The organism is Bacteroidota bacterium (genome assembly GCA_016706865.1).
Taxonomy (GTDB): Bacteria; Bacteroidota; Bacteroidia; order Chitinophagales; family BACL12; genus UBA7236.
Map to the genome: position 1 here is coordinate 1,264,347 of JADJIS010000003.1, position 24,397 is coordinate 1,288,743.

The window sequence follows — 24,397 nt, forward strand, 5'->3', positions numbered from 1 at the left end:
GCATCACGGCATCAAACTCAGAACTCAGAACGTTTATTTTATAACCACCTCATACGGCAATTTTGCCTGAATTACCGGCCTGTTCAACAATTCGGTAACAGCAACATAATGCGGATATAAAATTCCAAGTTGTTCTGCTTTTACGGATGCAGCAGTTTCTTCAGTTAAATTGGTGATAATACCATCGAGTATGCTGGGTTTTTGTTTGGGATATTCGGAAATTTCATATGCTTTTAAACCGGACAATTCCACAGCTCCTTTTATAGCTTCGTCGATACCACCAATTTCATCCACTAGTCCGATCTCTTTTGCTTTAGCACCGATCCAAATTCTACCTTGCGCAATTTCCTCCACTTGTTCAACGGTCATATTGCGACCTGCTGCAACCATACGTTTGAAATTAAGATATGTGGAATCAACACCTGATTGCAGAATAAATCTTTCACGTTCTGAAAAGGGTCTTGTAAGGGATGGAAAATCGGCATACTGTGAAGTGCTTGCAGTATCGAATGTAATTCCTAATTTATCATTCATAAATCCCGAAATTTCAGGGATGATCAAAAACACACCGATACTACCTGTTAAGGTATTTGGTTGGGCATAAATTTTATTTGCATTACAGGAGATCATATAACCTCCGCTTGCAGCATAATCGCCCATAGAAACTACGATAGGTTTTACTTTTTTAGTGATCTCAATTTCGCGCCACATCACATCACTGGCAACAGCACTTCCTCCGGGTGAATTTACACGCAAAACAACTGCCTTTATTGTTTTGTCATTTCTTACCTCCTGCATCATTTCCGTAAAATTCTGCGAACCTAAAAAACCATTATCTGCCTTGCCATCTACAATTGTTCCATCTGCATATACAATTGCAATGGTTCCATCAGAATCTGCATTCTTTTTATGTTTAAAAGATGTTTTATAATCTTTCATTGTTACAAATTCCAATTCTTTATCTTCTGCCAAACCGCATCTTGTTTTAAGATCAGTCTCCACTTCATCAAAATATTTTAATTCATCAATTAATCCCACACGAACAGCTTCCTCCGGATGCCATGCAAGCAAACTATCGGCAATTAATTTATATTGTTCAATTGATTTCGATCTGGAAGAATTTATTTCATTTAAATTTTCATTAAATAATCCTCCTAAAAATTCTTCCAATTGCAATCTGTTTTCTTCACTCATTTTATCAGAACGAAAAGGTTCCGTTGCGCTTTTAAATTTTCCATCATAAAAAATTTGTGTTTTAACACCAAGTTTATCCAGTGTGCCTTTATAAAAAGTAAGATGCGCACTTAATCCTTTAAAATCGATAGCGCCTGATGGATTCATATAGATCTTATCGGCAATGGAACCGAGATAATAACTCGATTGTGAAATAACCTCACCATAGGCTATCACAAACTTTCCACTGTTCTTTTTAAAATCCTCCAAAGCATCGCGAATTTCCTGCAAAGTGGCATATGCATTTTGGTTAAGACCTAATTCAAGATATATTCCCTTGATATGATCATCGGTTTCTGCATTCTTAATGTTGATAAGTATATCATTAAGTCCCATACCCTGATCATCGTTGATTCCAAGAAGTCCCAAACCGGTGGGCATTCCTGTTTGAGTTTGTTCAACAATTGCGTAGTTTGTGTTAATACGCAATACAGTGTTGGGTTTCACACTGGTTTTGGGCGCGTCAAATTGTTGAGAAACACCGGAAATTATCCCTGCTATTATAAAAAATAGTAGCAAACAGAAGACAAAAAAGGCCAAAAGGGAGGCAAAAAAGGAACGGAAGAACTCTTTCATAATAAATTTTAATTATTTTTATTTTTTTTTATTAAATTAGCACTATATTTCGAACTGAAACGTTTTAATTTCGTAATCAACTCCTCACAGCCAATGATGACGGAACATATTGCTTACTTATTGTTAGGTACAAATTTAGGTAACCGGACGGAGAATCTCTCTAAGGCTACTGCCGCTATACGAATGTTCATAGGGCGGGTTGATGCTCAATCTCATGTATTTGAAACAGAACCATGGGGTAAGCCACATCAACCACTTTTTTATAATCAGGCGGTTAAAATTGCAACTCCTTGCTCGCCTTTGGAAACCTTGCACCTTATAAAACAGGTGGAATTCTTACTGGGTAGGGACAATGCGGAGAAATGGGCGCCAAGAGTTATCGACATAGATATTTTATTTTTCGACCAATTTGCGATCGAATCGCCTGTGTTAACAATTCCACATGCTCATATTGCCCAACGAAAATTCACCTTGGAGCCATTAAGAGAAATTGCCGGTGATTTTATTCACCCGGTATTGCATAAAACAATTAACGAATTATATCAGGAATGTAATGATATTTTAACCGTTAATCCTGTTGATGTGGTTTATCAATTTTAATTTTTCGCGATAAATTTTCCAATTATTCTTTTTTCGTTGAGAAAATGAACTTTTTATTTTAAATAAATGTTCCACTCAAATTTTTTACTGTATTTTTGACACTCGCATTTCACTAGTAAATATATGCAACGCAGAATTATTACAGTTGAGGGAAACATAGGTTCGGGTAAAACATCTTTTGCAAAAAAACTTGCAGCTGCATATAATGCAAAATTGATTTTAGAAACTTTTGCAGACAATCCATTTTTACAGAAATTTTTTGTTAAACAACAAGACTATGCACTTGGCATGGAAATGTTTTTTATGGCCGAACGATACGAACAATTAAAATCAGAATTGACTGAAGCTGAGAATATAAATGACATATTTGTTATCGATTACCTTTTTACCAAATCACTATTATACGCCAAAGTAAATTTAGACGATGCAGAATATGGGTTGTATCAAAAGATATTCAATATTTTAAATCCTAAGGTATTAAAAAGCGATCTGGTGATCTATCTTCATTCAAATCTCGATCGGTTGGTATCCAATATTTATCAACGTGGAAGAGAATTTGAATTAAGCGTAAAAAAAGAATACCTTAAAAAGATCGAAGAAGTATATCTGAACGAATTTGAAAGATTTGCAGATCAAACCACACTAATTTTGGATGTAAGTAATGCAGATTTTGTTGCTGTGGACGCTGATTTTCAGAAAATGTTGGTTTTAATCGATAAACAACACGAACCCGGAATTCACAGGTATACAATTTAATGTTTAATTTTACACATAAAATAAAAAAAAATATGAGAAAACCACTGATTTTTTTGTTCGCAATCGTTGCATTAATGAATTACAGCTTTGCAGGAAACTCCCCTGCTCCGGAAGGGAAAAAAGCTAAAATTGTAGTGAAATTCAGCTTTGATAACATTGAAGATGGCTACGACCACGACAATAAGACCGAAGTGTATATTGACGGGAAACTGGCCGGAACTTCTTCAGTAAAAAAAGAGTCCAAAAAAAATTCTGTTAAAGTGACCACCACTCAAGGAACTCACGTTATAAAAGTGGTGAATTACGCTTATTACGAAGGCAACTGGGAAGTTCATTCCATTGAAAACAATTACAGCCAGGATTTTGTGTATATAGTTACAAAGGATTTAACAAAAAGCTGCACAAAGATCAAACTGTTATTTGATATAGATAATGGTATGCAGTTAAAATAATTCTAATCAGACCACACGTTGTGAACCTTTCGGTTAAACCGGGAGGTTTTTTTTTGCTTAAAAAAGCATGGATTTAATTAACTTAGCCTAAAATTCCGGTATGCGATCAGGATTAATTTTAATTGCATTTTTAAATACAATATATATGGCAAATACTCAGATAACAGAACTTTATAAATCTAATAAAACTCCGCATTACAACGAGATAATAACACATTATAAAACCCTTGCAAATAATTGGGAATATATGCAACTATTGGAATACGGACCCACCGACAGTGTTGAACCACTCCACTTGATAGTTGTAGATCTTGGCAAAGATTTCAACCCTGATAGTATTCGCGCAAAAGGGAAAAGCATTTTATTCATTAATAATGGAATACATCCCGGTGAACCTGATGGTATTGATGCTTGTCTTAAATTACTAAATGAATTATCCGTAGCAAAAGATTTAAACGAGCAACTAAAAAATGTTGTTTTATGTATAATTCCGGTTTATAATATTGATGGCGCTTTAAATAGAAATTCTACTTCAAGAGTTAATCAGGATGGACCGGAGGAATTTGGTTTCAGGGGGAATGCACAAAACTATGATCTAAATCGCGACTTTATTAAATGTGAAAGTTTAAATGCACAATCTTTTACGGAAATATTCAGAACCTGGGATCCCGATATTTTTGTTGATACACATGTAAGTAACGGTGCTGATTATCAATATGTGATGACGCTGATCGCAACCCAACATTCCAAATTACAGGAGCCCTTAGGAACTTATCTAAAACAAAATATGCTTCCTGAAATATATTCCGGAATTGCAGAGGCAGGATATCCGATGTGTCCTTATATCAATGAAATTAAAAGAACACCTGATGAGGGAATAAGTGGTTTTTTAGATCTGGGAAGATATTCAACCGGATATACTGCATTATTTAATACACTGGGTTTTATGCCGGAAACACATATGTTAAAACCATATCCCCAACGCGTGGAATCAACATATGAATTATTAAAAGTTTATATTGAATTTACGAATACACATTCCTCAGAAATAATTTCAATTAGAGAGCAGGCAAAAAATAATTGTAAAAATGCAAACGAATTTGCAATTAACTGGGAACTTGACATGAATAATAAAGAATTATTTCTATTTAAAGGATATGAAGCAAAATATAAAACAAGTGAGGTAAGCGGGTTGCAGAGATTATATTACGACAGGAATGAACCGTATGAAAAAAATATTCCTTTTTATGATACCTATACAGCGAATCTTTTGATTACAGCTCCCGTTGCTTATGTAATTCCAAAAGCCTGGCGTGATATAATTGATCGTTTATCACTAAATAAAATAACTATGAAACCATTGGAACAGGATTCATTAATGGAAGTGGAAGTTTATTATATTGAAGATCTTAAAAATACATCTGCTGCGTTTGAAGGGCATTACTTGCACAGTGAAATAAAAGTAAGAAAGGAGATTCAAAAATTACAGTATTATAAAGGCGACATTTTGGTTTACGTAAATCAAACGAGCAATAACTATATCGTTCAAACACTGGAACCACAGGCACCGGATTCGTTTTTTGCCTGGGGATTTTTCGATGCAATTTTAATGCAAAAAGAATGGTTCAGCGATTATGTTTTTGAAGATATAGCGGCGGAATTACTCAAAACAGATCCCGAATTAAAAGCCAAACTTACAGAGAAACAAAAAGCAGATCCCGAATTTGCCGCTAGTGCCTGGGCTCAATTGCGATTTGTTTATGAAAATTCCATTTATCACGAAAAATCCCATAACCGATACCCTGTGGGAAGATTAATGTCCAATTAATAATTAATCTATAAACTCCGGATCTACTAATCTAACTACTAAAGACTAACTCCTAAATACTCATTCTGTCCCGTTCAATACTCCATATGGATCTCGATTCTTTTTTTGTCTCGGTAGAGGTAATTAAAGACCCGACTTTAAAAGGTAAACCTGTTATTGTTGGAGGAACTGCAGAAAGGGGAATTGTTGCAAGTTGCAGTTATGAAGCTCGCAAGTTCGGAGTGCGCAGTGCCATGTCGTCGATGACGGCGAAAAAATTATGCCCCGATGCAATTTTTATTCCCGGTAGTTATTATGATTATGCTGATTATTCCAAAAGAGTTACCGATATTATTGCTGACCGTGTTCCGGTTCTAGAAAAAGCTTCGATAGATGAATTTTATATTGATCTGAGTGGTATGGATACTTTTTTTGGAAGTTTTAAACTTGCAAAAGAGTTACGTGAATTAATTAAAAATGAAACGGGTTTACCAATATCGTTTGGTCTTTCTACCAATAAAACGGTCGCCAAAATAGCAACCGGCGAAGCCAAACCGGACGGTTTCTTATTTATAGAAGCAGGTAAAGAAAAAGAATTCCTTTCCAAATTACATATCACAAAAATTCCCGGAGTTGGAGACAAAACCTATCCGAAATTAAAAGCAATGGGAGTAGAAATGGTAAAAGATATTCAGGATTTTGATATCATAAAGTTACAGGAAGAATTTGGAGAAATGGGGATCGCATTGTGGAACAAGGCTAATGGTATTGATAATAACCCGGTTGTTCCCTACACCGACAGAAAATCCATTTCCTCAGAAAACACATTTGAACAGGATATTACTGATGCTGAGTATTTAGAGACCTATGTAATTTCATTGGTAGAACAATTAAGTTTTAAATTGCGCAAAGAAAATTTTCTTACAAGTTGCGTTGCAATTAAAATGCGTTATTCCAATTTTGAAACATTTATCCAACAAAGCTCCCTAACGGCAACTGCTTCAGATAATATTCTAATTCCGAAAACAAAAGAATTATTACATAAAATGTTTGATACCAAAAGAGCTGTTCGTTTAATTGGTGTGCGCTTCAGTAATTTAATGCATGGTCAGCAACAAATTGACATGTTCAACGATACAGAAGAAAATATCAACCTCTACAAAGCACTGGATGCCATAAATAAAAAATACGGTAACAAAACTGTGCATAGGGCCAAGACTATAAATACCGGAGATAGAGCTTTTAATCCGTTTAATGGCAAACCCAATGAGTAAGATTCGAAGGGTTATTAAAGATTCGAAGGGAGAAGATTCGAAGATTCGAAGGGGAAGGTTCTAAGGAAGAAAAAAGGAAGGAAGGTGTGTAAAGGTTTGAAAAAGGGGGTAATCGATTTGGTTTGAAAATTTTATTTCCTTCCATTAATTTTATTTTAGCATTAAAATTTTTTAATTTAAAACCACTAGGTCCACTGTCCAACATCTTAGGTTCTAATTCTGAAGATAGAAGAAATATGTAAAGGAAAATAAAGGCTAAACATTAGATCAAAAAAAATATCATCCATGAAGATATTCCAACTATAAATTAATCTTCAAATTTAAATCAAGCCAAGTCCTAGATCAATTTTCCCATGTCCTATGTCAAGTCCCCTGTCCCATGTCCCGTGTCCCCTTCAAAGGTTTTCGAGAACAAAATCCGTCATTAAAGTATAAAGATGTAATCGGGCTCCGCCGCCGGAAATTCCGTGATTGCGATCGGGATAGGCCATGAGATCGAATTGTTTATTGTATTTTATGAGACTATTTATTAATTCAATGGAATTTTGAAAATGCACATTATCATCACCGGTTCCATGCACCAATAAATATTTTCCTTTTAATTGATTTGCATAAAACATGGGAGCATTGGTATCATAACCAGTTGGATTTGATTCTAAGGTGCCCATATATCTTTCGGAATAAATATTATCGTAATATTTCCAGTTGGTTACAGGTGCAACTGCAATTGCCATTTTAAATACATCAGCACCCTTTGTAATACATAAACTCGACATATAACCACCATAACTCCAACCCCAGATACCAATTCGTGATCCGTCAACATATTTTTGTTTTGCAAGCCATTTTGCAGCTTCAATTTGATCGTCGGTCTCGTATTTTCCTAACTGTCCATAAGTTACAGTTCTGAATGCCGTTCCTCTTGACCCTGTTCCACGATTATCAACACAAACAATAATATATCCTTTTTGTGCCAACATCTGATGCCACATCATATTAAATCCATCGTAACCTTCAATTACTTCCTGTGATCCGGGGCCACCGTAAAGTGTCATAAATACAGGATATTTTTTATTCGCATCAAAATCAAAAGGTTTTATCATATATCCATTTAATTCGACACCATCTGTTGTAGTAAATGTAAAATATTCCGGTTTTTTAACTTTAAGCGTGGATAAATATTCCGTGAGTGCCTTATTATCCTCCAACATTCTTATTTCTTTTCCAGAATTATCACAAAGTGAAATATGATCAGGAACCATCATACTGCTATTTGTTTTAATAAAATATTTATATCCTGTACTGAAATCAACAGAGTTCATCCCATTTTTATCAGTTAATTTTTTTGATTTTTTCCCATCTAAAGAAACAGCATAGAGATGACGCTGAAATATAGAACCTTCCGTACTCATATAATAAATGGTATTGGAGGTTTCATCAAAACCCTTAAAAGCAGTAACATCCCACTCCCCTTTTGTTATTTGATTTATTAATTTGCCGGTCATATCATATTGATAAAGATGATACCACCCGTCTTTTTCACTGCGACATATAAAAGATTTGTTATCTGGTAAAAAAGTGAGATCATCATTTATTTCGAGATAATATTGCGCTGTTTCGCGGAACATACTCGTTGTATTTCCGTTGGCTGGATTTGCAAGAAACAACTCCAGATCGTTTTGAAGTCTGTTCATCGTGAATACACAAAGTGCAGAACCATCGTTCGTCCATTTAATTCTCGGAATATATTCATAACTTTTTGTGATATTAACTTTCTGTATTTTTTTGGAAGGAATATCATAAATATAAATTTCAACGATACTATTCTTCTCCCCTACCTTTGGATATTTGAATTCATAATTTTCAGGATATAATTTTCCCTTGTAGGTCATCATATCAAATTGTGGAACCTTCTCTTCATTAAATTTATAAAATGCGATCTTACTTCCATCAGGGCTCCACTCAAATGCACGTACTAAAACAAACTCTTCCTCATAAACCCAATCGCTTCCCCCGTTAATAATATAATTCCATTTGCCATCTGTAGTCACCTGAAATTCAGTGTTGGAATTCAGATCCTTATAATACAAGTTATTATCTATCACATAAGCAATTTTATTCCCAGCCGGGGCAAAATCAGCATACATCTGTAAACCTTTATCTGAAAGTTTAGTAGTTTTTCTCGTTTTAATATCATACACAAAATTTTCATCATAGGTTGCGTGACGATATCTTTTTTTCATGCTTGTGGTTAACAACAATGCAGTTTCGTCATCATTAAAAGCATAATTTGCAAAATTTGTTACGGCTCCACCAGTTTGATTTACATTAAATACATCGCCATTCTTATTTCCGGTAGCATATTCATATTTAACAATAGCGGAATCATTTTCATTAAGTGTATAGTGTAAACCATCGTTCATGCTGCGCAGATCGTCTATCCCGGCCGGGTAGAAAGAATAGTTTGTCCAAATATCATCTACGCTTATCATTCCGTTCTGGGCAATTGCCAATCCGGATAAAAATAAAATTATTGTCGAAAGTATGATCCTTTTCATTTCTAAAATTTTGCGAAAGATAGGGAAAATTGGGGAGTTGGTAGGAGGTAGTGGCAGTGGGGAGTGGCAGTGGGTAGTGGCAGTGGCAGTTAGCAGTCGCAGTCGTAGTTTGTAACATTGGAGATTATTGCTTCGAATTGGAAAAGTAAACAGTAGGCAGTGGGCAGTGCACAGGTGTTCGGAAGAAACTGAATCAACATTCCCTTTGTGTACAAACTACTTGTACATCAGCTAGTTATGTTAGATTTTTGAAATATGTTTATTGGCGACATATTAAAGGTGCTACCAGACTCTTTATTAGAAGAACTGGCCCTTGAGACCGGGGTCAATAAATATTCTAAAAAATTACAAGGCGAGATTCTTTTTAAACTTCTGATCTATAGTATTGTAAGTAATAAGGACAATAGTTTACGAGGCATGGAGTCTGCCTATGAAACATTGGCATTCAATGTTTTGAATCAGGAAGGAACGAAATCGAGTATACGTTACAGTTCGATCAGTGAACGTATAAAGACAATGGACTATCGATATTTTGAAAAATTATTTAATAAATGTGTTGAATTATATGGATCAATTATTGGCGAAGAACATTCGAAATTATTACGGTTTGATTCAACAATTATAACTGCATCCGGAAAGTTATTAAAATGTGGTTATGTAATAAAGGGTAGTGCTGCTGCCTATTTAAACCAGTTAAAATTTACAATTGGTTTTTCGGAAATACCCATTAGTGCAGATGTCTATAGTGGTTCCATACCTGTTCCGGAAAATACTGCACTTCGAGCAGCGGTTCTGGAGCACCAACCGTCGAATGAAAATGCGGTAAGAGTCTTTGATAAAGGTGTTTCTGGCCGAAATACCTTTGAAGAACTTTCTAAAAAAAAGATACCATTTGTCACTCTGTTGTTTGCCAATAGTAACCTTGAAATTATAAGTGAAAATTTTATCAAGGAAAAAATTATAACAGAAAAACTGACCATCGAATCAGATTGTTGGGTTCATTTATTTAAAAGAAATGGGAAAACAGAAATACCATTTAGATGCATCCACACAATACAAAATAAAACCGGTGAAGTGTTGCGTTTTATAACGAATATCCCTGACCTAAGTGCGGAGGAAATTTATGCGCTGTACAAGCAACGTTGGGATATAGAAGTTTTCTTTAAATTTTTAAAGCAAGAACTAAATTTAAGCCATTTATTAAATCGAAGTGAAAATGGAATCAGAAGTATATTATATGTAACACTGATCGCTTCGATACTAATTATAGTATATAAAAAGACAAATGGGCATAAAGGATACAAAATAATGAAGCAACGCTTTGTGCAAGAAATGGAAAAACTAGTGGCTATAGACCTAGTTTACCTTTGCGATGGAAATCCTGAGAAGGCGAAAAAAATCCTCTTTAATACATCATGATGGCAATCTTCCGAACACCTGTGGTGGGCAGTGGGCAGTTTGTAACATTGATGATTAATGCTTCGAATTGGAAAAGTAAACAGTCGCAGTCGCAGTCGCAGTTTGTAGCATTGGAGATTATTGCTTCGTATTGAAAAGTAAAAAGTCAACAGTGGGCAGTGGGCAGTTTGTAACATTGATAATTATTGCTTCGAAATAAAAAGTAAACAGTCGCAGTCGCAGTCGCAGTTTGTAACATTGATAATTATTGCTTCGAATTGGAAAAGTAAACAGTAGGCAGTGGGCAGTGGGAAGTTTGTAACATTGGAGATTATTGCTTCGAATTGGAAATGTAAACAGTCAACAGTGGGCAGTGGGCAGTTTGTAACATTGAATGATTATTGCTTCGAATTGGAAAAGTAAACAGTCGCAGTCGCAGTCGCAGTTTGTAGCATTGGAGGTATTTCCTTCGAATTTTAGTGTGATTTCTATTTAAAGCTTTGGATAGTTTAAAATAGAAACTTGAATTTTCAATCGAAAATTGTCCTATTTCCTACTTCCTATGTCATATGTCGTATGTCGTATGTCGTATGTCCTATGTCATATGTCGTATGTCCTATGTCCTATGTCATATGTCATATGTCGTATGTCCTATGTCATATTTTACTTTTTGCTGACATATGGTATTTGGAGGGCGGGTAATTTGCGTTCATTATTAAACCTTAAACCATTGACTTATGAAAACCCGTTTCGAATTAAATGTAATACAACCACAAATTTCTGCTTGCAGTGAAAATTGGGACAATATGTTACCACATGAAAAGGGTGCATTTTGTAATAGTTGTAATAAAGTTGTACATGATCTTTCCAAATTAAATGGTGATCAGCTTGCAGCATTTTTAATTAAAAATAAAGGGCAGTCGGTTTGCGGAAAAGTAAATGCCGATCTCATTAATAAACCGGTAAGTTTAATTTACAAACAACCGGAGAGATATAGTTATAATTTTTTGTTTACTATTACCTTGTTCATCGTTTTTGGAACCACTTTGTTTTCCTGTGATGAAAAAGAACATGAAATTATTAAAACCAATATTGAAAATACTTTTTTTGAGGATGTAAATATTACACGAGAAACGGATTTACCAGAAGTGCAAAATATTTTAACAAATTCGATTGGTAAATATGTAAATGAAGAGGTTCCAATTATTGAAATATTTGAGAGAGACTCTACACCTATTGCTTTGGACGTAGTTGTTATTTCAAGAAATAGCGATCAATATGACAGACAACTTTGGGCCGGAGGGATGGGATTTGTAACACGAACAATATACCACGAAATTGACACTACACCCATCACTCCCCTAATTCCGGAAATCCCGGTAGAATTACCTTTATTGGTATTTCCAAATCCAGCCCGAGATCAAATCAATATAAAATATACCATCGCAGAAGAAGGACTTTCCATACTGACTTTCTTTAATATCAACGGTCAAAAAATAGCGGATATTTTCAGTACAAATGAATCGATACCAGGAGTTTATACTGAACAATTTAATGTGCAGAATCTCCCCTCCGGTATGTACATTTTAATTTTGTTAAATAATGATCACAAAGAGGTTTTTCGTGTAAACGTGACACATTAATTTATACTTATAGCAATTAACGGGGAAAATTATCCCCAATAAAAATGGAATAAATTTACTCATCTGCGATTAATTTTTAGTTCCTGCCGGAATTCGTAAAAATCTTACACGATTTATGAGATTAAATGCTGATTACCATTGGTATTCAAGGTTATATAATCCTAGGTGCAGAAAACTTACGTATGTATTGGTACAATTTTGCATAGATTAACGTAAGTCATGTACCCTATAAATTATGATATTGTAGTTATCGGCTCTGGTCCTGGCGGTTCTACCACTGCCCGTTACGCCGCTAAAAAAGGACTGCGTGTGCTTCTTATAGATAAACGACAAGAATTGGGAGCACCAATTCAATGTTCGGGTGCAATTAGCGCTAATGCTTTAGAAAATGTAGAAATTGCTGCAGATGATGAATTTATTCAGGAAAAGATCTATGGTTTTGGTATCTATAATGAAAATGGAACTAAATGCACTATTGATTACCGAACCTTAAAACCAGATGAATATGGTGAACTCAAAAAACCATTAGGTTTTATAGTTGACAGAAGGCGTTTTGATCGATATTTAATGACCATCGCAGAACGCGAACATGTAGATGTTTGGTTAAAATCAGAGGGACTGAATTATACACCCGAAAAAAATGGTACCTGCACTTTAACTGTTAGACGATTTAATGAAGAAATAAAAATAAATACCAAAGTAATTGTAGGTGCAGATGGACTGCAATCTCAGGTTGGAAAATGGGCTGGATTAAATACTCATATTAAATTGACCGAACTGGCAAGCTGTTTACAATTTGTTGTTGATGGTGTAAATACGGACGGATTATTAGAAATTATTACCGGCGATAAATGGGCACCCGGTGGTTATGCATGGGTATTCCCAAAAGGGAATGGATATGCAGAGATCGGATTAGGAGTTACAAGAACACTCGCCAAACAAAATGCACAATGGTATCTCGATCAATTTATGAAAGAATCATTTTTTAAAGATCGTTTTAAAAATGCAAGAATATTGGAAATTCAAGGTGGAGGAGTTCCATTGGCAGCTCCATTAAATATTCAGTATGCCGATAATTTAATATTGGTTGGAGATGCTGCACGACATGTAAACCCGATAACCGGTGGTGGCATTCACACTGCAATGGCATCAGGAAAAATAGCCGGGGAATTTTTGGCGGAATTAATTAAATCAGACAAACAAACATCCAAAGAAAATTTAAAAGAATATCAGGACAGATGGTTATCTGCCATGGGAAATAAAATGTGGCAATTATATGAGGTAAAACATACTATTTTTAATACCAAAGAAGTATTAAAAAGAGATGAAATGTTATACGATACCATGTCGAATTATTTCAGTCCGGAATCGGAATATAAAAAAATATAATTATGAGTCATGAATCAGTGATCTTTCAAATTGGATGGAATGCATGCATCAATTGCGGGGCCTGTATTGCAGTATGTCCACAGGTGCCGGGTTTTGTTACTTCGTTTAATACTATTGCAGTTAATACTCCATGTGATATTGCTTGTATGGCCTGCGAAATAATTTGCCCTGTGAGTACAATTATTCATTTAAAGGAATCGGCAATACCCAACGATCCTTTATTTATACAATTAAATCCAAGGTAAAACTACACATGAGACTCATCCAACATAAAAAAGAAGCATATTGGTTTTACAGGTTTTTATCTATTTTTTACGATAAATATGTAAACCCTTTATTCTGGACAGAATATATGCGCGATCAAAGTCTTGAGCTGGCATTATTAAATGATAAAAAATTAACCGTAATTGATGTTGGTTCCGGTACAGGCTTCACCACACAGGGAATAACAAAATCAATTTCACCACAACAAATTACCTGTATTGATCAAAGTCCGCATCAGATGCAAAAAGCAAAACAAAAATCTGATCTTAAAGGATGTACATTTATTTTAGGTGATGCAGAAAATATACCCTTTGCAAATAATACATTCGACCGATATGTATCTGCTGGAAGTATAGAATACTGGCCAGATCCGCAAAAGGGAATACTGGAAGCGATACGCGTAATAAAACCAGGTGGAACTGCATTAATGATTGGTCCTTTGGAACCCGGAAATAAATTGGGAAGGTTTTTGGCAAATACCTGGATGTTATTTCCTAAAGAAGAAGAATATTTAAACTGGTATAGAGCGGCAGGATTTAAAGAAATAAAAATAAAATATATAAAACCTCAATGGTATAAAAGTAAACATGAGTACGGAATAGCAATCTCAGGTATTAAACCTGTGGATGGAAGTGAAAATTTCCATGCTGAGATAAATGTATCCGAAGAAAAAAAATCGATTTTCAGACCATTACAAATTTTCTGGCGCGTATTGGTAGGTTCGCTGGCGGGATTTATTTTTATTCCGGTTGCACTTTTTGGTTATTTTACCAATATTTTCAGAAAGGATAAAAACCATTCATCCACCTATCAGGAGAAATTAAATAAATATCAAATTACCGTGCTGATCTTAATAGGTTTGCTCCTGATATTAACCATTTGGATAATTGTAAAATAAAAATGATCACATTAAACGAAAGGATCCGTCAATTTTATAATAGCTCCACTCCCCTATGGCTGGATACCTGGGGAGAACATATGCACCATGGTTTTTATGGTATTGATGGCAATATCAAAAAGGAAAACAAACAAGCTCAGATCGACCTGATAAATGAAGTAATAAATTGGGCAAATATTAAATCTGCACATCATATTTTAGATGCCGGTTGTGGTGTGGGAGGAAGTTCGAGATATCTCTCCAAAAAATTTGATGCGAGTGTTTTAGGATTAACATTGAGCAATGTTCAGGCTGCAGCTGCAGAAAAATATAACAAGGCGCAGGGGTTGGAAAATAAAGTGAGCATCATGGTTAAAGATATGCTCACACTTGATAAAAAGGACGGCCCATTTGATCTGATATGGTCGTTGGAAAGTGCGGAACATATTCCCGATAAAAAAGCATTATTACATTTATTTAATTCGCTGCTTGAAACGAAGGGAAAATGTGTAATTGTAACATGGTGCATAAGTTCTTCCTATGGAAATTTAACAGATAAACAACAAGATCTCATTCAAAAAATAGAAAAATTATATCATTTACCACCGATGATCTCTTTGCATGAATATACCATACTTATGAAAGAAGCGGGATTTATTAACGTACATTCCGCCGATTGGAGCGCAGCAGTTGCTCCTTTTTGGAATGCTGTAATTCGCAGCGCCATAAAATGGAAAAGTATTTTCGGATTATTGCGCGCAGGAACTACTACCATTAAAGGAGCCTGGGCAATGCAATACATGAAAAAAGGATTTCGGGAAGGCACCATAAAATTTATTGTGATACAAGGTGAGAAAATATGAATTTCATTAAAAATTTTATACTTTATTCCAGGCTACATACTATAATTGGTACAACAATAAGTGCATCTACTTTATATATAATTACCATTGCACTTTCACCTGAACCGGTGGAATATCATTTGCTTGGATTTATTTTAACACTTATAAGTTGTTTAGGCGCAAATATATATATTGTTGGCTTAAATCAGATCACCGATATTGAAATTGATAAAATAAACAAACCCTACTTGCCATTAGCCTCCGGTGCATATACTGTAAAGAAAGCCTACATTATTAATACTATTGCACTTTTAATTTCAATAAGCATTGCATTTTATTTTGGAAAGTTTTTATTAATTACGGTGTTATCCAGTCTAATACTCGGCACCATTTATTCGTTGCCTCCTTTCCGGTTAAAGAGATATTATTTCTGGGCAGCCTTTTGTATCATAGCAGTACGAGGAATACTTGTTAATATATTTTTATTTTTACACCTCCACACCATGGTATTAGGTTACTACCATTTACCTGATAGTATACGAATTCTCACGATCGCAATTTTTATTTATAGTATTGTAATTGCCTGGTTTAAAGATATTCCTGATATGGCCGGTGATCAAAAATTTGATATTAAAACATTATCGCTGCGCATTGGCTCAAAAACAGTATTTATATTTGGTAATACATTACTGGCTTTGGTATTTGTGTTCCTCATCTCAGCTTCCTTATTTTTCAAGTTAGAACTAAATACCACTCTTTTTATAGTGATGCATATTGTTATGTTACTTGCATTAATATACAAAGCGGTGAAAACTGACGTCAATAATAAGACTGCCATTTCGAAATATTACCAATTTATTTGGGTGCTATTTTTTGCCGAATACATTGTGTTCGCCCTTGCTTCAATAAGCGCCTAAGCCCACCTGGCGTTGAATTGCAAGATTTGGAGAGAATGCATATCTTTGAGAAAAAAAAGATGCGCAATATCCTATTCCTTTTTCTGGTTACACTAATTTCGGTTCATGCAACCGCACAAAGTTCCTTTGCCACTGCTGTTGAATACAATGATTATATTGTTGTTCAACAAGATAATGTTGGCACTGCAATAAACACTTTAATGGGTAATTTAAACCTTGACTCTGCAACAGTTTGGGCTTATTATAATTTAGGACTTGCCACAACGCAGGTAAGTCGCGATAATATTAAGAACCTGCCTGATTTCAATAATACCAGTTATTTTAAGAACGCTAGTCTGGAGCTGTTCCAATATTATGTTGATGTTTTTACCGTAGAATTTAAGGAAGTAGTAACTATTTATTTTGATGTTAATGTTCCATTCGAAAATAAATTGGATAAAATGAATCCAATTTTTGATGTTATTGCAGCGAAAGAAATGAAGTTTGATGAAAATTTTGCAAAAGCGCAGCAACAATTTGCTACAGAAAATAATTTCGAACTTATAATACCGGAGACTGTCGAAGAGGAATGAAAAAATGAATGAAGGAATGAAGGAATGAAGGAATGAAGGGATGAAAGAATGAAGGAATGAAAAAAAAAAGAAATAAAAATTGTAATGCGACGTAGAAAATTTGTAAAAACAATTGGCACTTTAATTCCTGGTGCGTTGATGATCCCATCATTTTTATCGGCTAAACCAATACCAAAAATCACGAGTGGAACTGTAATTATTGTGGGTTCAGGAGCAGCTGGTTTATATGCGGCGAAAACACTTAAGGATGCGGGTATGACTGTTATTATTTTGGAAGCCTCTGCTGTTCATGGAGGTAGAATTAGACCTTTAACAGGGTTTGGTGATTTTAATGTGGAAGCTGGTGCCGAATTTGTTCATGGAAAAGGAAATGATGCAGGAGATCCTCCCTCCTTTTTGTGGAGCAGTATTAATGCATATGACCCAGGTTTATTGTTGGAGTATGGTGGAAATAAAGAATTATATCAGATAGGATCAGAATACGAAACCTCGCCGCCCTATTGGGATGCAGAACTCGAAAATGCATGGCAGTTCTATTTAAATATGTACAGTTATACAGGCGATGATATTTTCATGAGTGATCATTTATTCACAGAATATGGCATTGACGAATCGCATCCATATTGGCATATTTATGAAGCTTGGATCGGATCGGAATTTGGGACTTCCATCAAACGCATCGGAATGAAAAGTATTGCAATAAGTGAAAATCTATGGCTTACGGGCGATAAGGATTTTTTATTGGATGATTCTTATTTATCCATACTTGAATCATTATTTTTTAATTCGGTATTGGAAAATATCCAGTATAACAGAATTGTTACTAAAATTACCTACGGCGCAACAGGAGTTATTGTAAATTGTGCAGATGGGGGTGTTTTATTTGGCGATAAAGTTCTGGTTACTGTTCCATTACCGATATTAAAAGAAAACATTATATCCTTTGAACCTTCATTACCTGCAGAAAAAATTTATGCCATTGAAACCATTGGCATGGGTGCCGGAATGAAATTAATTTTAAAGTTTTCGCAAACATTTTGGACGGATGAAATTCAGGATATGACCATAGATGGATTTTCCACTTTTATATGGAGTCCGGGGTTGGGAAAAACAGATGCCACAAATAATATTCTCATATGTTTTATTATGGGTGAAAACGCAGAATATATGAGTAGTATAGATGCCGGTGCTGTTGATGTTGCACTAGCGGAATTGGATCTTTTATTTGGAGGTGCCGCTAGTTTATATTATTTGGAAAGCAGTATTCAGGATTGGAGCTTAGAACCTTTTATTAAAGGAGCTTATTCATTTCCATCACCCGGGACCTATATTTCAGAAACTCAAAGTTCTCGTTTGGATCTTGCTTCACCGGTAGATTGTGTCCTGTTTTTTGCGGGAGAGGCAACCAATAATTATCATCCGGCCACTGTTCATGGAGCATTGGAAAGTGGTGCGAGGGCTGCAGCGGAGATATTGGAATGCCCTTTTTTAGGTAATGAAAATATTATTATAACAAATGAGGTAAATTTATATGCTGAAAATGCAGTTGTTTTTTTTGAATTAAATATTACTAAAATTTCCACTGCCCGCTTTTCTATTTATTCGTTAACCGGAAGTAAAGTGAAACAATTATTTTTTGATAGAATTCCTTCCGGAAAAAATACTTGGTCGTTTTCTGTTGCAGACTTAGCGGTTGGAAATTATATTTTGGAAGCAGACGTGGATGGAGTAAAATACTCGAAACAGGTTTCAATACAACATTGATCAATAACAATAAAACATTTTAAAATCCCAGCAATAATTCCATGGATGACTACGGACAAAGATATATTGACTCCCGAAAAGAAATTGACCCTCGTGAAATATTACTTTTTAAAGTAGAAAGTAAGGTTAAAAATGCCAAAATGTGGCTTTTTATTGTTGGTGGATTTACCATTGCGTTGGCTATATTTTATTTTTTCTTTCGCTACGATCGACTCAACGTGCTATCAACCGTAATTGATTGTACTATCGGATTAGTTTATATTGGATTAGCATTTTTCGTAAATAAAAAACCTTACACTGCAGTATTAGTGGGACTGATTTTATATATCTCAACAATAGTGCTTACAGGTGTTTTCGATCCCACAACTTTAATGTCGGGTTGGCTATTTAAAATAATTATAATAGCAGCACTTGTTAGCGGATTAAAGGCTGCAAAACAAGTAGTGGAGCTAAGGCATGAATTAGGAATTTTGGATATTGAAAAAGATGCGGATGTGCCTATTGATATGATGAAATAACATTCAATAAAATCTAACCTTTTATTCTTTAAAATAATAAAGTGTCGGCTACAACCCGCGTAGCATAAGGATTGACAGATGTGAAAATCATTCCGTAACCAATCGGTTACATATCAGAATCAGAGCCCGAATTCGAGCAGAAAATATGAATCTAAGATCTACTCGATAATTAATTTTTGCTGAACATTATTAATTCTAACGAAATAAATTCCGCTGCTTAAATTGTGGAGGGAAATTGATTCGTTGATATTTCCGTTAGCGGTGTTTATTTGTTGAGAGTAGATAATTTGGCCGAGGGAGTTGAAGATTTGGAGAACGCAGGGCTGGTTAGTTTCACGCAGAGGTCGCAGAGGAGCAGAGAGCGCAGAGATATAAAATGTCCCGGTGTTTGGATTTGGGAAGATGGTGAAATTTGTTTGATCGGTTGACTCTTCAATGGATACCAAACCTTCATCAATTAATTGATTGCAATTATCATCTGTTCCATTTAATATCTCTTCCATTCCCGGATTGATGAATGAATCTTTATCATTACAATCTGTATTGTCGGTTACATAACCAATTATTATGGAACACCAGATAGAATCTATCAATGGATTACCATAACTATCGTCATCTGCATCTATGTAATAGGTATTGAAAGTTAGCGCTTCATCAATTTCAATATTACAATTATCATCCAAAGCATTACATATTTCTATAGCATCGGGATTTATTAAAAATTGGGTATCGTCACAATCAGTATTATCGAGCACAAATCCAACAGGTATGGTACAAGCTAGGGAATCTACCAGATCATTGCCAAAATTATCTCCATCCGTATCCTCAAAAAATAAGGCATATAAAAGTCCGTCATCAATAAATGAATTGCAATCATCATCAATCAAATTACAAACTTCCATTGCATCCGGATTAATATTCTCATCAGTATCATTACAATCAGTATTATTTAATAAATATCCATCGGGTATAAAACAGGAAAGGGAATCATTTAATATATCGCCAAAACCGTCCTCGTCCATATCAGCATAAAAGGTAATTAATAAAACTCCATCGTCGATCAATAAATTACAATTATCATCCAGCTCATTACACAACTCTAATGCTTCGGGATTAATAGTTGCATCAGCGTCGTTACAATCCAAAAAGTTGGTTACCATTCCCGGTATAGGAGTGCATGATAAAATTACAGTTAGTGGATCACCGAATCCATCCATGTCCGCATCTTCAAAGTTCATTACATAAATAATTCCATCATCAATTAAACCATTACAATTATCATCAATGATATTACAAATTTCAAGTTGAGCAGGATTGATGAAGGGATCGCTATCATTACAATCGGATGAGTCGCTGATATAACCTGATGGCGTAAAACATGCTTCTGTGGAATTATCAATATCTCCAAAACCATCTTCATCCATATCGGCATAATATAAATTACCTTCGCATTGTAGTTTTACGAGCCAATAATCATAATTTCCGTTTGGGTCGGTAATATCGCCATCAGTAGATTCCGAGCTTCCAAAAGTGATAATACCGCCATCATCAGTTAATGCAATATCTAGCCCGCTATCATTTAAACTTCCGCCAATCGATTTTTGCCATTCAATATCTCCCAATGCATTAATCTTTATCACCCAATAATCATTTCCATAAGTTACACCGTGGTGGCCTGTTACATCACCATTGCTCGATGCAGAATAACCAATTAATAAATATCCTTTATCAGGAGTTTCCACAGCATTCTGACAATAATCGCCATAAGATCCACCATAACATTTTTGCCAAATAATTTCTCCCGACTGATTTATTTTAAATACCCAATAATCGTGAAAAGTATCGGGCGCATGATTTCCGGAAACATCACCATCGTTAGAAATTGAAGAACTGCAAACAAGATAATCACCATCACCATTTTGAATTACGGATGCATTAAATTCATAGTTAGAACCTCCGTATGATCGTTCCCATTCCAATTCCCCGAGCTCATCAATTTTAATTATCCAGGTATCATAATTACCGTGATTATCAGAAATATCTCCATCTGTGGAAATAGAATATCCCGTCATTAAATAACCACCTTCCATAGATTCTATTATCGACATGCCATAGTCATAACTACTTCCGCCGTAAGTTTTCTCCCATATTAAATTACCTGCAAAATCCAGTTTAACAACCCAATAATCACCTGCAAAATCATAATCCGTAACATCGCCATCTGATGAATAAGTATAACCGGAAATGATATAACCCAAATCAGAAGTTTGGTCAATATCAAAAGCAAAATCACCATCTGTACCACCAAGATTATTTTTCCATTCAATAATTCCGGCGCTATTCATTTTTATGATCCAGTAATCGAACCATCCGATATTTTCGGTTACATTTCCATTGGTTGATTCCGCATAACCACAGGTAATAAATCCACCATCTGCAGTCTGAAGTATTTGTGTGCCCACATCATTTAAAGTTCCACCATAACTCTTTTGCCAGTTGATATCGCCATCTTCATTCGTATTTACTATCCAATAATCAGAGGTTGTTATTGCACCGTGGTGACCGGTAATATCACCATTGCTGGATTTTGAATCACCAGTGATAATAAATCCACCCGCAGAGGTATTACTTATAGCATGCCCAATATCATCATAGGAACCGCCATAATTTTTTTGCCATTGGATGTCGGGAGCTTGAGTAAATACAAGATTAGCGGTTAATAAAAAAATTATAATTAAGTGGAATTTCATATGGTAAATTAAATGGGCTTATAATTAAAATTTAATTGCTTTTATTTATTCGATAATTAATTTTTGCTGAACATTATTAATTTTTACGAAATAAATTCCGCTGCTTAAATTTTGTAGGGAGATTGTTTCGTTGATATTTCCGTTGGATGAAATTAATTCTTGGGAATAGATTTGCTGGCCGAGGGAGTTGAAGATTTGGAGGGTCACCCCCCTTGGTCCCCCCTTGAGGGGGGAAGTTCCTCCGATTTGAGCGTTGTAGTGCAAATTAAATGTTCCGGTGTTTGGATTTGGTGAAATATTTAGGTAAGGCTCATTATTTAATGTAAATATTTCAACAAAATTTTCATCTATGGTATCGTTACAATTATCGTCGATGCCATTAAACAGTTCAGAGCTCCGGGATAAATTAGGGGATTTGTGTCGTCGCAATCGGTGTTGTCGGAGACGAAACCGGGTATTAAATCACTACATGAAATTGTGTCAATTAAGATATTGCCATAAAGGTCGCCATCAGCATCCTGGAAAAAAGTATTTTCCGGTAATCCTTCATCTATAAATAAATTACAATTATCATCTATGTTGTTACATATTTCAGGGCTTCCGGGAAAAATTAGAGAATCACTATCATTACAATCTGAGTTGTCAGTAACATAACCAGTTATTGATTCTAAACACGAAATTATTTCAATACCGGGATTACCGAAATTATCATCATCATTATCCATATATAAAGTATATAATGAAAATCCTTCGTCGATAATACCATTACAATTATCATCGTATCCATTACATTCCTCTGTAAATAAAGTATCGCATGGAGGAGATAATTTAATTACCCAATAATCGTAGTCACTATTACTTTCTGCTTTGTCACCGGAAATAGGGGAATTAGAGGTGCAATTTAAAATATATCCATTATCTTCAATTTGTATGATTTCACCTACAAAATCGTCCTCAACACCCCCGATAATATTCTGCCATAAAATATTTCCGACCGAATCGAGATTAATTATCCAGATGTCATCTTCTCCAATATTAGATTCTGTTTTATCACCAGAAATGGGAGAAGATGTATTTCCTGCAATAAGATAACCACCGTCTATAGTTTGAATTCCAGTATATAAGATATCACGAGAGATTCCGCCAATGGTGTTTTGCCATTCAATTATTAAATCTGAATTTAATTTAATTACCCAAAAATCATAATTAATAATTTCGCCGGTATAAGTTTCATTTTTATCACCTGACACCTCTGAGTTTGATGATCCAAAAATAAAATATCCTCCATCAAAAGTTTGAATTGATTGTCCTCCAATTTCAGAATTCTCACCACCAATAGTTTTGTCCCATTCAACTTCACCCAATGAATCCAGTTTAACAATCCAATAATCAGTACCACCATTAGAATTTTCGGTTTTATCAAAACTAATATCAGATTGAGATGACCCACTTATAATATAGCCACCATCCGAGGTTTGTGAAATACTACCCAGTGCTTCAAAGTTGTCACCTCCGATTGTGTTTTGCCATTCAATTTCCCCGTCTGGCTTTAATTTAACTATCCACATATCAGAATGGCAACATGCGCCAAGTCTATTTTCTGTTTTGTCTCCTGTTGAATCAGAATCAGATTGACCTCCTAATATATACCCACCGTCAGCAGTAAATTGAACTACACTTAAATAATCATCTTCAATTCCACCAATGGTATTTTGCCAGATAATATTGTGATTAGAATCTAGTTTTACAACCCAATAATCATAACTATCGCCCCATGAATTTTCACTTTTATTTCCAGAAATATCTGAATTTGAAATTCCACCTAAAATGAGCCCGCCATCAGGAGTTTGTTGCAAACTTGTAAAAGCATCCAAACCATCACCACCTATAGTTAAATCCCATTCCACATTTCCAAAAACATCCGTTTTTACTAACCAATAATCTTCGGCGTTAAAATGTATATAACATTCACAATCCCAATCGTAAAAGTCATATCCATCGCCAATTATATTTTCACTTTTATCTCCTGAAATATCAGATTTTGAACCGCCTCCTAAATAAAATCCACCATCTAATGCTTTAATAACTGTGTGTCCCCAGTCACTACTATCTCCTCCAATAGTATTTTGCCATTGAATTGCAGGGGCCTGTGAAAAGGCAATACTCACAAAACAGACCGCTGCAAGAAATGCAAATATTTTCATTAT

At 35.0% G+C, this 24,397-nt stretch carries 20 protein-coding genes; 15 read left to right on the top strand and 5 right to left on the bottom strand.

What is annotated here, in order from left to right; genetic code table 11:
• Positions 1–33: 33 nt before the first annotated feature.
• Entirely contained in the window at positions 34–1,809 is a 1,776-nt protein-coding gene (sppA, locus tag IPI31_14815) for a signal peptide peptidase SppA (protein ID MBK7569089.1), read from the bottom strand.
• A gap of 93 nt (positions 1,810–1,902) precedes the next feature.
• On the opposite strand from sppA, the gene folK reads away from it, so the two are divergent.
• From folK to dinB, 5 genes are all read left to right on the top strand, one after another.
• The gene (gene folK, locus IPI31_14820; protein MBK7569090.1) at positions 1,903–2,409 is read left to right on the top strand and encodes a 2-amino-4-hydroxy-6-hydroxymethyldihydropteridine diphosphokinase; all 507 of its coding nucleotides are present in this window, start codon (positions 1,903–1,905) and stop codon (positions 2,407–2,409) included.
• 123 nt (positions 2,410–2,532) lie between these two features.
• Complete coding sequence (locus IPI31_14825; protein ID MBK7569091.1) at positions 2,533–3,165, top strand: deoxynucleoside kinase; 633 nt, start codon at positions 2,533–2,535, stop codon at positions 3,163–3,165.
• A gap of 32 nt (positions 3,166–3,197) precedes the next feature.
• The gene (locus IPI31_14830) at positions 3,198–3,617 is read left to right on the top strand and encodes a hypothetical protein (protein MBK7569092.1); all 420 of its coding nucleotides are present in this window, start codon (positions 3,198–3,200) and stop codon (positions 3,615–3,617) included.
• Positions 3,618–3,717: 100 nt separating this feature from the next.
• Positions 3,718–5,445: a hypothetical protein gene (locus IPI31_14835; GenBank protein MBK7569093.1), complete on the top strand. Its 1,728-nt coding sequence runs from the start codon at positions 3,718–3,720 to the stop codon at positions 5,443–5,445.
• Between the two features lie 86 nt (positions 5,446–5,531).
• Positions 5,532–6,698 carry a DNA polymerase IV gene (gene dinB, locus IPI31_14840; GenBank protein MBK7569094.1) on the top strand — a complete coding sequence of 389 codons (1,167 nt, stop codon included), beginning with the start codon at positions 5,532–5,534 and terminating at the stop codon, positions 6,696–6,698.
• Positions 6,699–7,093: 395 nt separating this feature from the next.
• On the opposite strand, the gene IPI31_14845 is transcribed toward dinB, so the two are convergent.
• Positions 7,094–9,256, bottom strand: coding sequence for an alpha/beta fold hydrolase (locus tag IPI31_14845; GenBank protein ID MBK7569095.1), 2,163 nt, complete (start codon positions 9,254–9,256; stop codon positions 7,094–7,096).
• A 255-nt stretch (positions 9,257–9,511) separates the two neighbouring features.
• On the opposite strand from IPI31_14845, the gene IPI31_14850 reads away from it, so the two are divergent.
• From IPI31_14850 to IPI31_14895, 10 genes are all read left to right on the top strand, one after another.
• Positions 9,512–10,675, top strand: a complete 1,164-nt coding sequence (locus IPI31_14850) for an IS4 family transposase (protein ID MBK7569096.1) — start codon at positions 9,512–9,514, stop codon at positions 10,673–10,675.
• Positions 10,676–11,391: 716 nt separating this feature from the next.
• Positions 11,392–12,297, top strand: a complete 906-nt coding sequence (locus IPI31_14855) for a T9SS type A sorting domain-containing protein (GenBank protein MBK7569097.1) — start codon at positions 11,392–11,394, stop codon at positions 12,295–12,297.
• A gap of 219 nt (positions 12,298–12,516) precedes the next feature.
• Positions 12,517–13,686 carry an NAD(P)/FAD-dependent oxidoreductase gene (locus IPI31_14860; GenBank protein ID MBK7569098.1) on the top strand — a complete coding sequence of 390 codons (1,170 nt, stop codon included), beginning with the start codon at positions 12,517–12,519 and terminating at the stop codon, positions 13,684–13,686.
• A gap of 2 nt (positions 13,687–13,688) precedes the next feature.
• The gene (locus IPI31_14865; protein MBK7569099.1) at positions 13,689–13,931 is read left to right on the top strand and encodes a 4Fe-4S binding protein; all 243 of its coding nucleotides are present in this window, start codon (positions 13,689–13,691) and stop codon (positions 13,929–13,931) included.
• Positions 13,932–13,939: 8 nt separating this feature from the next.
• Positions 13,940–14,848, top strand: a complete 909-nt coding sequence (locus IPI31_14870; GenBank protein ID MBK7569100.1) for a methyltransferase domain-containing protein — start codon at positions 13,940–13,942, stop codon at positions 14,846–14,848.
• Between the two features lie 2 nt (positions 14,849–14,850).
• The gene (locus tag IPI31_14875) at positions 14,851–15,690 is read left to right on the top strand and encodes a class I SAM-dependent methyltransferase (protein MBK7569101.1); all 840 of its coding nucleotides are present in this window, start codon (positions 14,851–14,853) and stop codon (positions 15,688–15,690) included.
• Positions 15,687–16,586, top strand: a complete 900-nt coding sequence (locus tag IPI31_14880; GenBank protein ID MBK7569102.1) for a homogentisate phytyltransferase — start codon at positions 15,687–15,689, stop codon at positions 16,584–16,586. The genes IPI31_14875 and IPI31_14880 overlap by 4 nt, the downstream gene beginning before the upstream one ends.
• Positions 16,587–16,645: 59 nt before the next feature.
• Positions 16,646–17,158: a hypothetical protein gene (locus IPI31_14885; protein ID MBK7569103.1), complete on the top strand. Its 513-nt coding sequence runs from the start codon at positions 16,646–16,648 to the stop codon at positions 17,156–17,158.
• A gap of 84 nt (positions 17,159–17,242) precedes the next feature.
• Entirely contained in the window at positions 17,243–18,922 is a 1,680-nt protein-coding gene (locus tag IPI31_14890; GenBank protein ID MBK7569104.1) for an FAD-dependent oxidoreductase, read from the top strand.
• A 41-nt stretch (positions 18,923–18,963) separates the two neighbouring features.
• A complete protein-coding gene (locus IPI31_14895; protein MBK7569105.1) occupies positions 18,964–19,440 on the top strand; it encodes a hypothetical protein in 477 nt (158 codons plus the stop codon).
• 158 nt (positions 19,441–19,598) lie between these two features.
• Here the strand turns inward: IPI31_14895 and IPI31_14900 are convergent, their stop codons facing one another.
• Genes IPI31_14900 through IPI31_14910 form a run of 3 tightly spaced genes read right to left on the bottom strand, consistent with a single transcriptional unit; the run spans position 19,599 to position 24,394 of the window.
• On the bottom strand, positions 19,599–22,190 hold the full coding sequence (locus IPI31_14900; GenBank protein MBK7569106.1) for a T9SS type A sorting domain-containing protein: 2,592 nt from the start codon (positions 22,188–22,190) through the stop codon (positions 19,599–19,601).
• 45 nt (positions 22,191–22,235) lie between these two features.
• Positions 22,236–22,619: a T9SS type A sorting domain-containing protein gene (locus IPI31_14905; GenBank protein ID MBK7569107.1), complete on the bottom strand. Its 384-nt coding sequence runs from the start codon at positions 22,617–22,619 to the stop codon at positions 22,236–22,238.
• Positions 22,538–24,394, bottom strand: coding sequence for a putative metal-binding motif-containing protein (locus IPI31_14910; protein ID MBK7569108.1), 1,857 nt, complete (start codon positions 24,392–24,394; stop codon positions 22,538–22,540). The genes IPI31_14905 and IPI31_14910 overlap by 82 nt, the downstream gene beginning before the upstream one ends.
• Positions 24,395–24,397: the final 3 nt, after the last annotated feature.

Excerpts from the sequence above, each read along its gene's own strand:
- folK (MBK7569090.1), top strand. The coding sequence starts at position 1,903 with ATGATGACGGAACATATTGCTTACTTATTGTTAGGTACAAATTTAGGT.
- IPI31_14825 (MBK7569091.1), top strand. The coding sequence starts at position 2,533 with ATGCAACGCAGAATTATTACAGTTGAGGGAAACATAGGTTCGGGTAAA.
- IPI31_14850 (MBK7569096.1), top strand. The coding sequence starts at position 9,512 with ATGTTTATTGGCGACATATTAAAGGTGCTACCAGACTCTTTATTAGAA.
- sppA (MBK7569089.1), bottom strand. The coding sequence starts at position 1,809 with ATGAAAGAGTTCTTCCGTTCCTTTTTTGCCTCCCTTTTGGCCTTTTTT.
- IPI31_14860 (MBK7569098.1), top strand. The coding sequence starts at position 12,517 with ATGTACCCTATAAATTATGATATTGTAGTTATCGGCTCTGGTCCTGGC.
- IPI31_14890 (MBK7569104.1), top strand. The coding sequence starts at position 17,243 with ATGCGACGTAGAAAATTTGTAAAAACAATTGGCACTTTAATTCCTGGT.
- IPI31_14835 (MBK7569093.1), top strand. The coding sequence starts at position 3,718 with ATGCGATCAGGATTAATTTTAATTGCATTTTTAAATACAATATATATG.
- IPI31_14900 (MBK7569106.1), bottom strand. The coding sequence starts at position 22,190 with ATGAAATTCCACTTAATTATAATTTTTTTATTAACCGCTAATCTTGTA.
- IPI31_14885 (MBK7569103.1), top strand. The coding sequence starts at position 16,646 with ATGCGCAATATCCTATTCCTTTTTCTGGTTACACTAATTTCGGTTCAT.
- IPI31_14830 (MBK7569092.1), top strand. The coding sequence starts at position 3,198 with ATGAGAAAACCACTGATTTTTTTGTTCGCAATCGTTGCATTAATGAAT.
- IPI31_14855 (MBK7569097.1), top strand. The coding sequence starts at position 11,392 with ATGAAAACCCGTTTCGAATTAAATGTAATACAACCACAAATTTCTGCT.
- IPI31_14865 (MBK7569099.1), top strand. The coding sequence starts at position 13,689 with ATGAGTCATGAATCAGTGATCTTTCAAATTGGATGGAATGCATGCATC.
- IPI31_14875 (MBK7569101.1), top strand. The coding sequence starts at position 14,851 with ATGATCACATTAAACGAAAGGATCCGTCAATTTTATAATAGCTCCACT.
- IPI31_14845 (MBK7569095.1), bottom strand. The coding sequence starts at position 9,256 with ATGAAAAGGATCATACTTTCGACAATAATTTTATTTTTATCCGGATTG.
- IPI31_14910 (MBK7569108.1), bottom strand. The coding sequence starts at position 24,394 with ATGAAAATATTTGCATTTCTTGCAGCGGTCTGTTTTGTGAGTATTGCC.
- IPI31_14870 (MBK7569100.1), top strand. The coding sequence starts at position 13,940 with ATGAGACTCATCCAACATAAAAAAGAAGCATATTGGTTTTACAGGTTT.
- dinB (MBK7569094.1), top strand. The coding sequence starts at position 5,532 with ATGGATCTCGATTCTTTTTTTGTCTCGGTAGAGGTAATTAAAGACCCG.
- IPI31_14895 (MBK7569105.1), top strand. The coding sequence starts at position 18,964 with ATGGATGACTACGGACAAAGATATATTGACTCCCGAAAAGAAATTGAC.
- IPI31_14880 (MBK7569102.1), top strand. The coding sequence starts at position 15,687 with ATGAATTTCATTAAAAATTTTATACTTTATTCCAGGCTACATACTATA.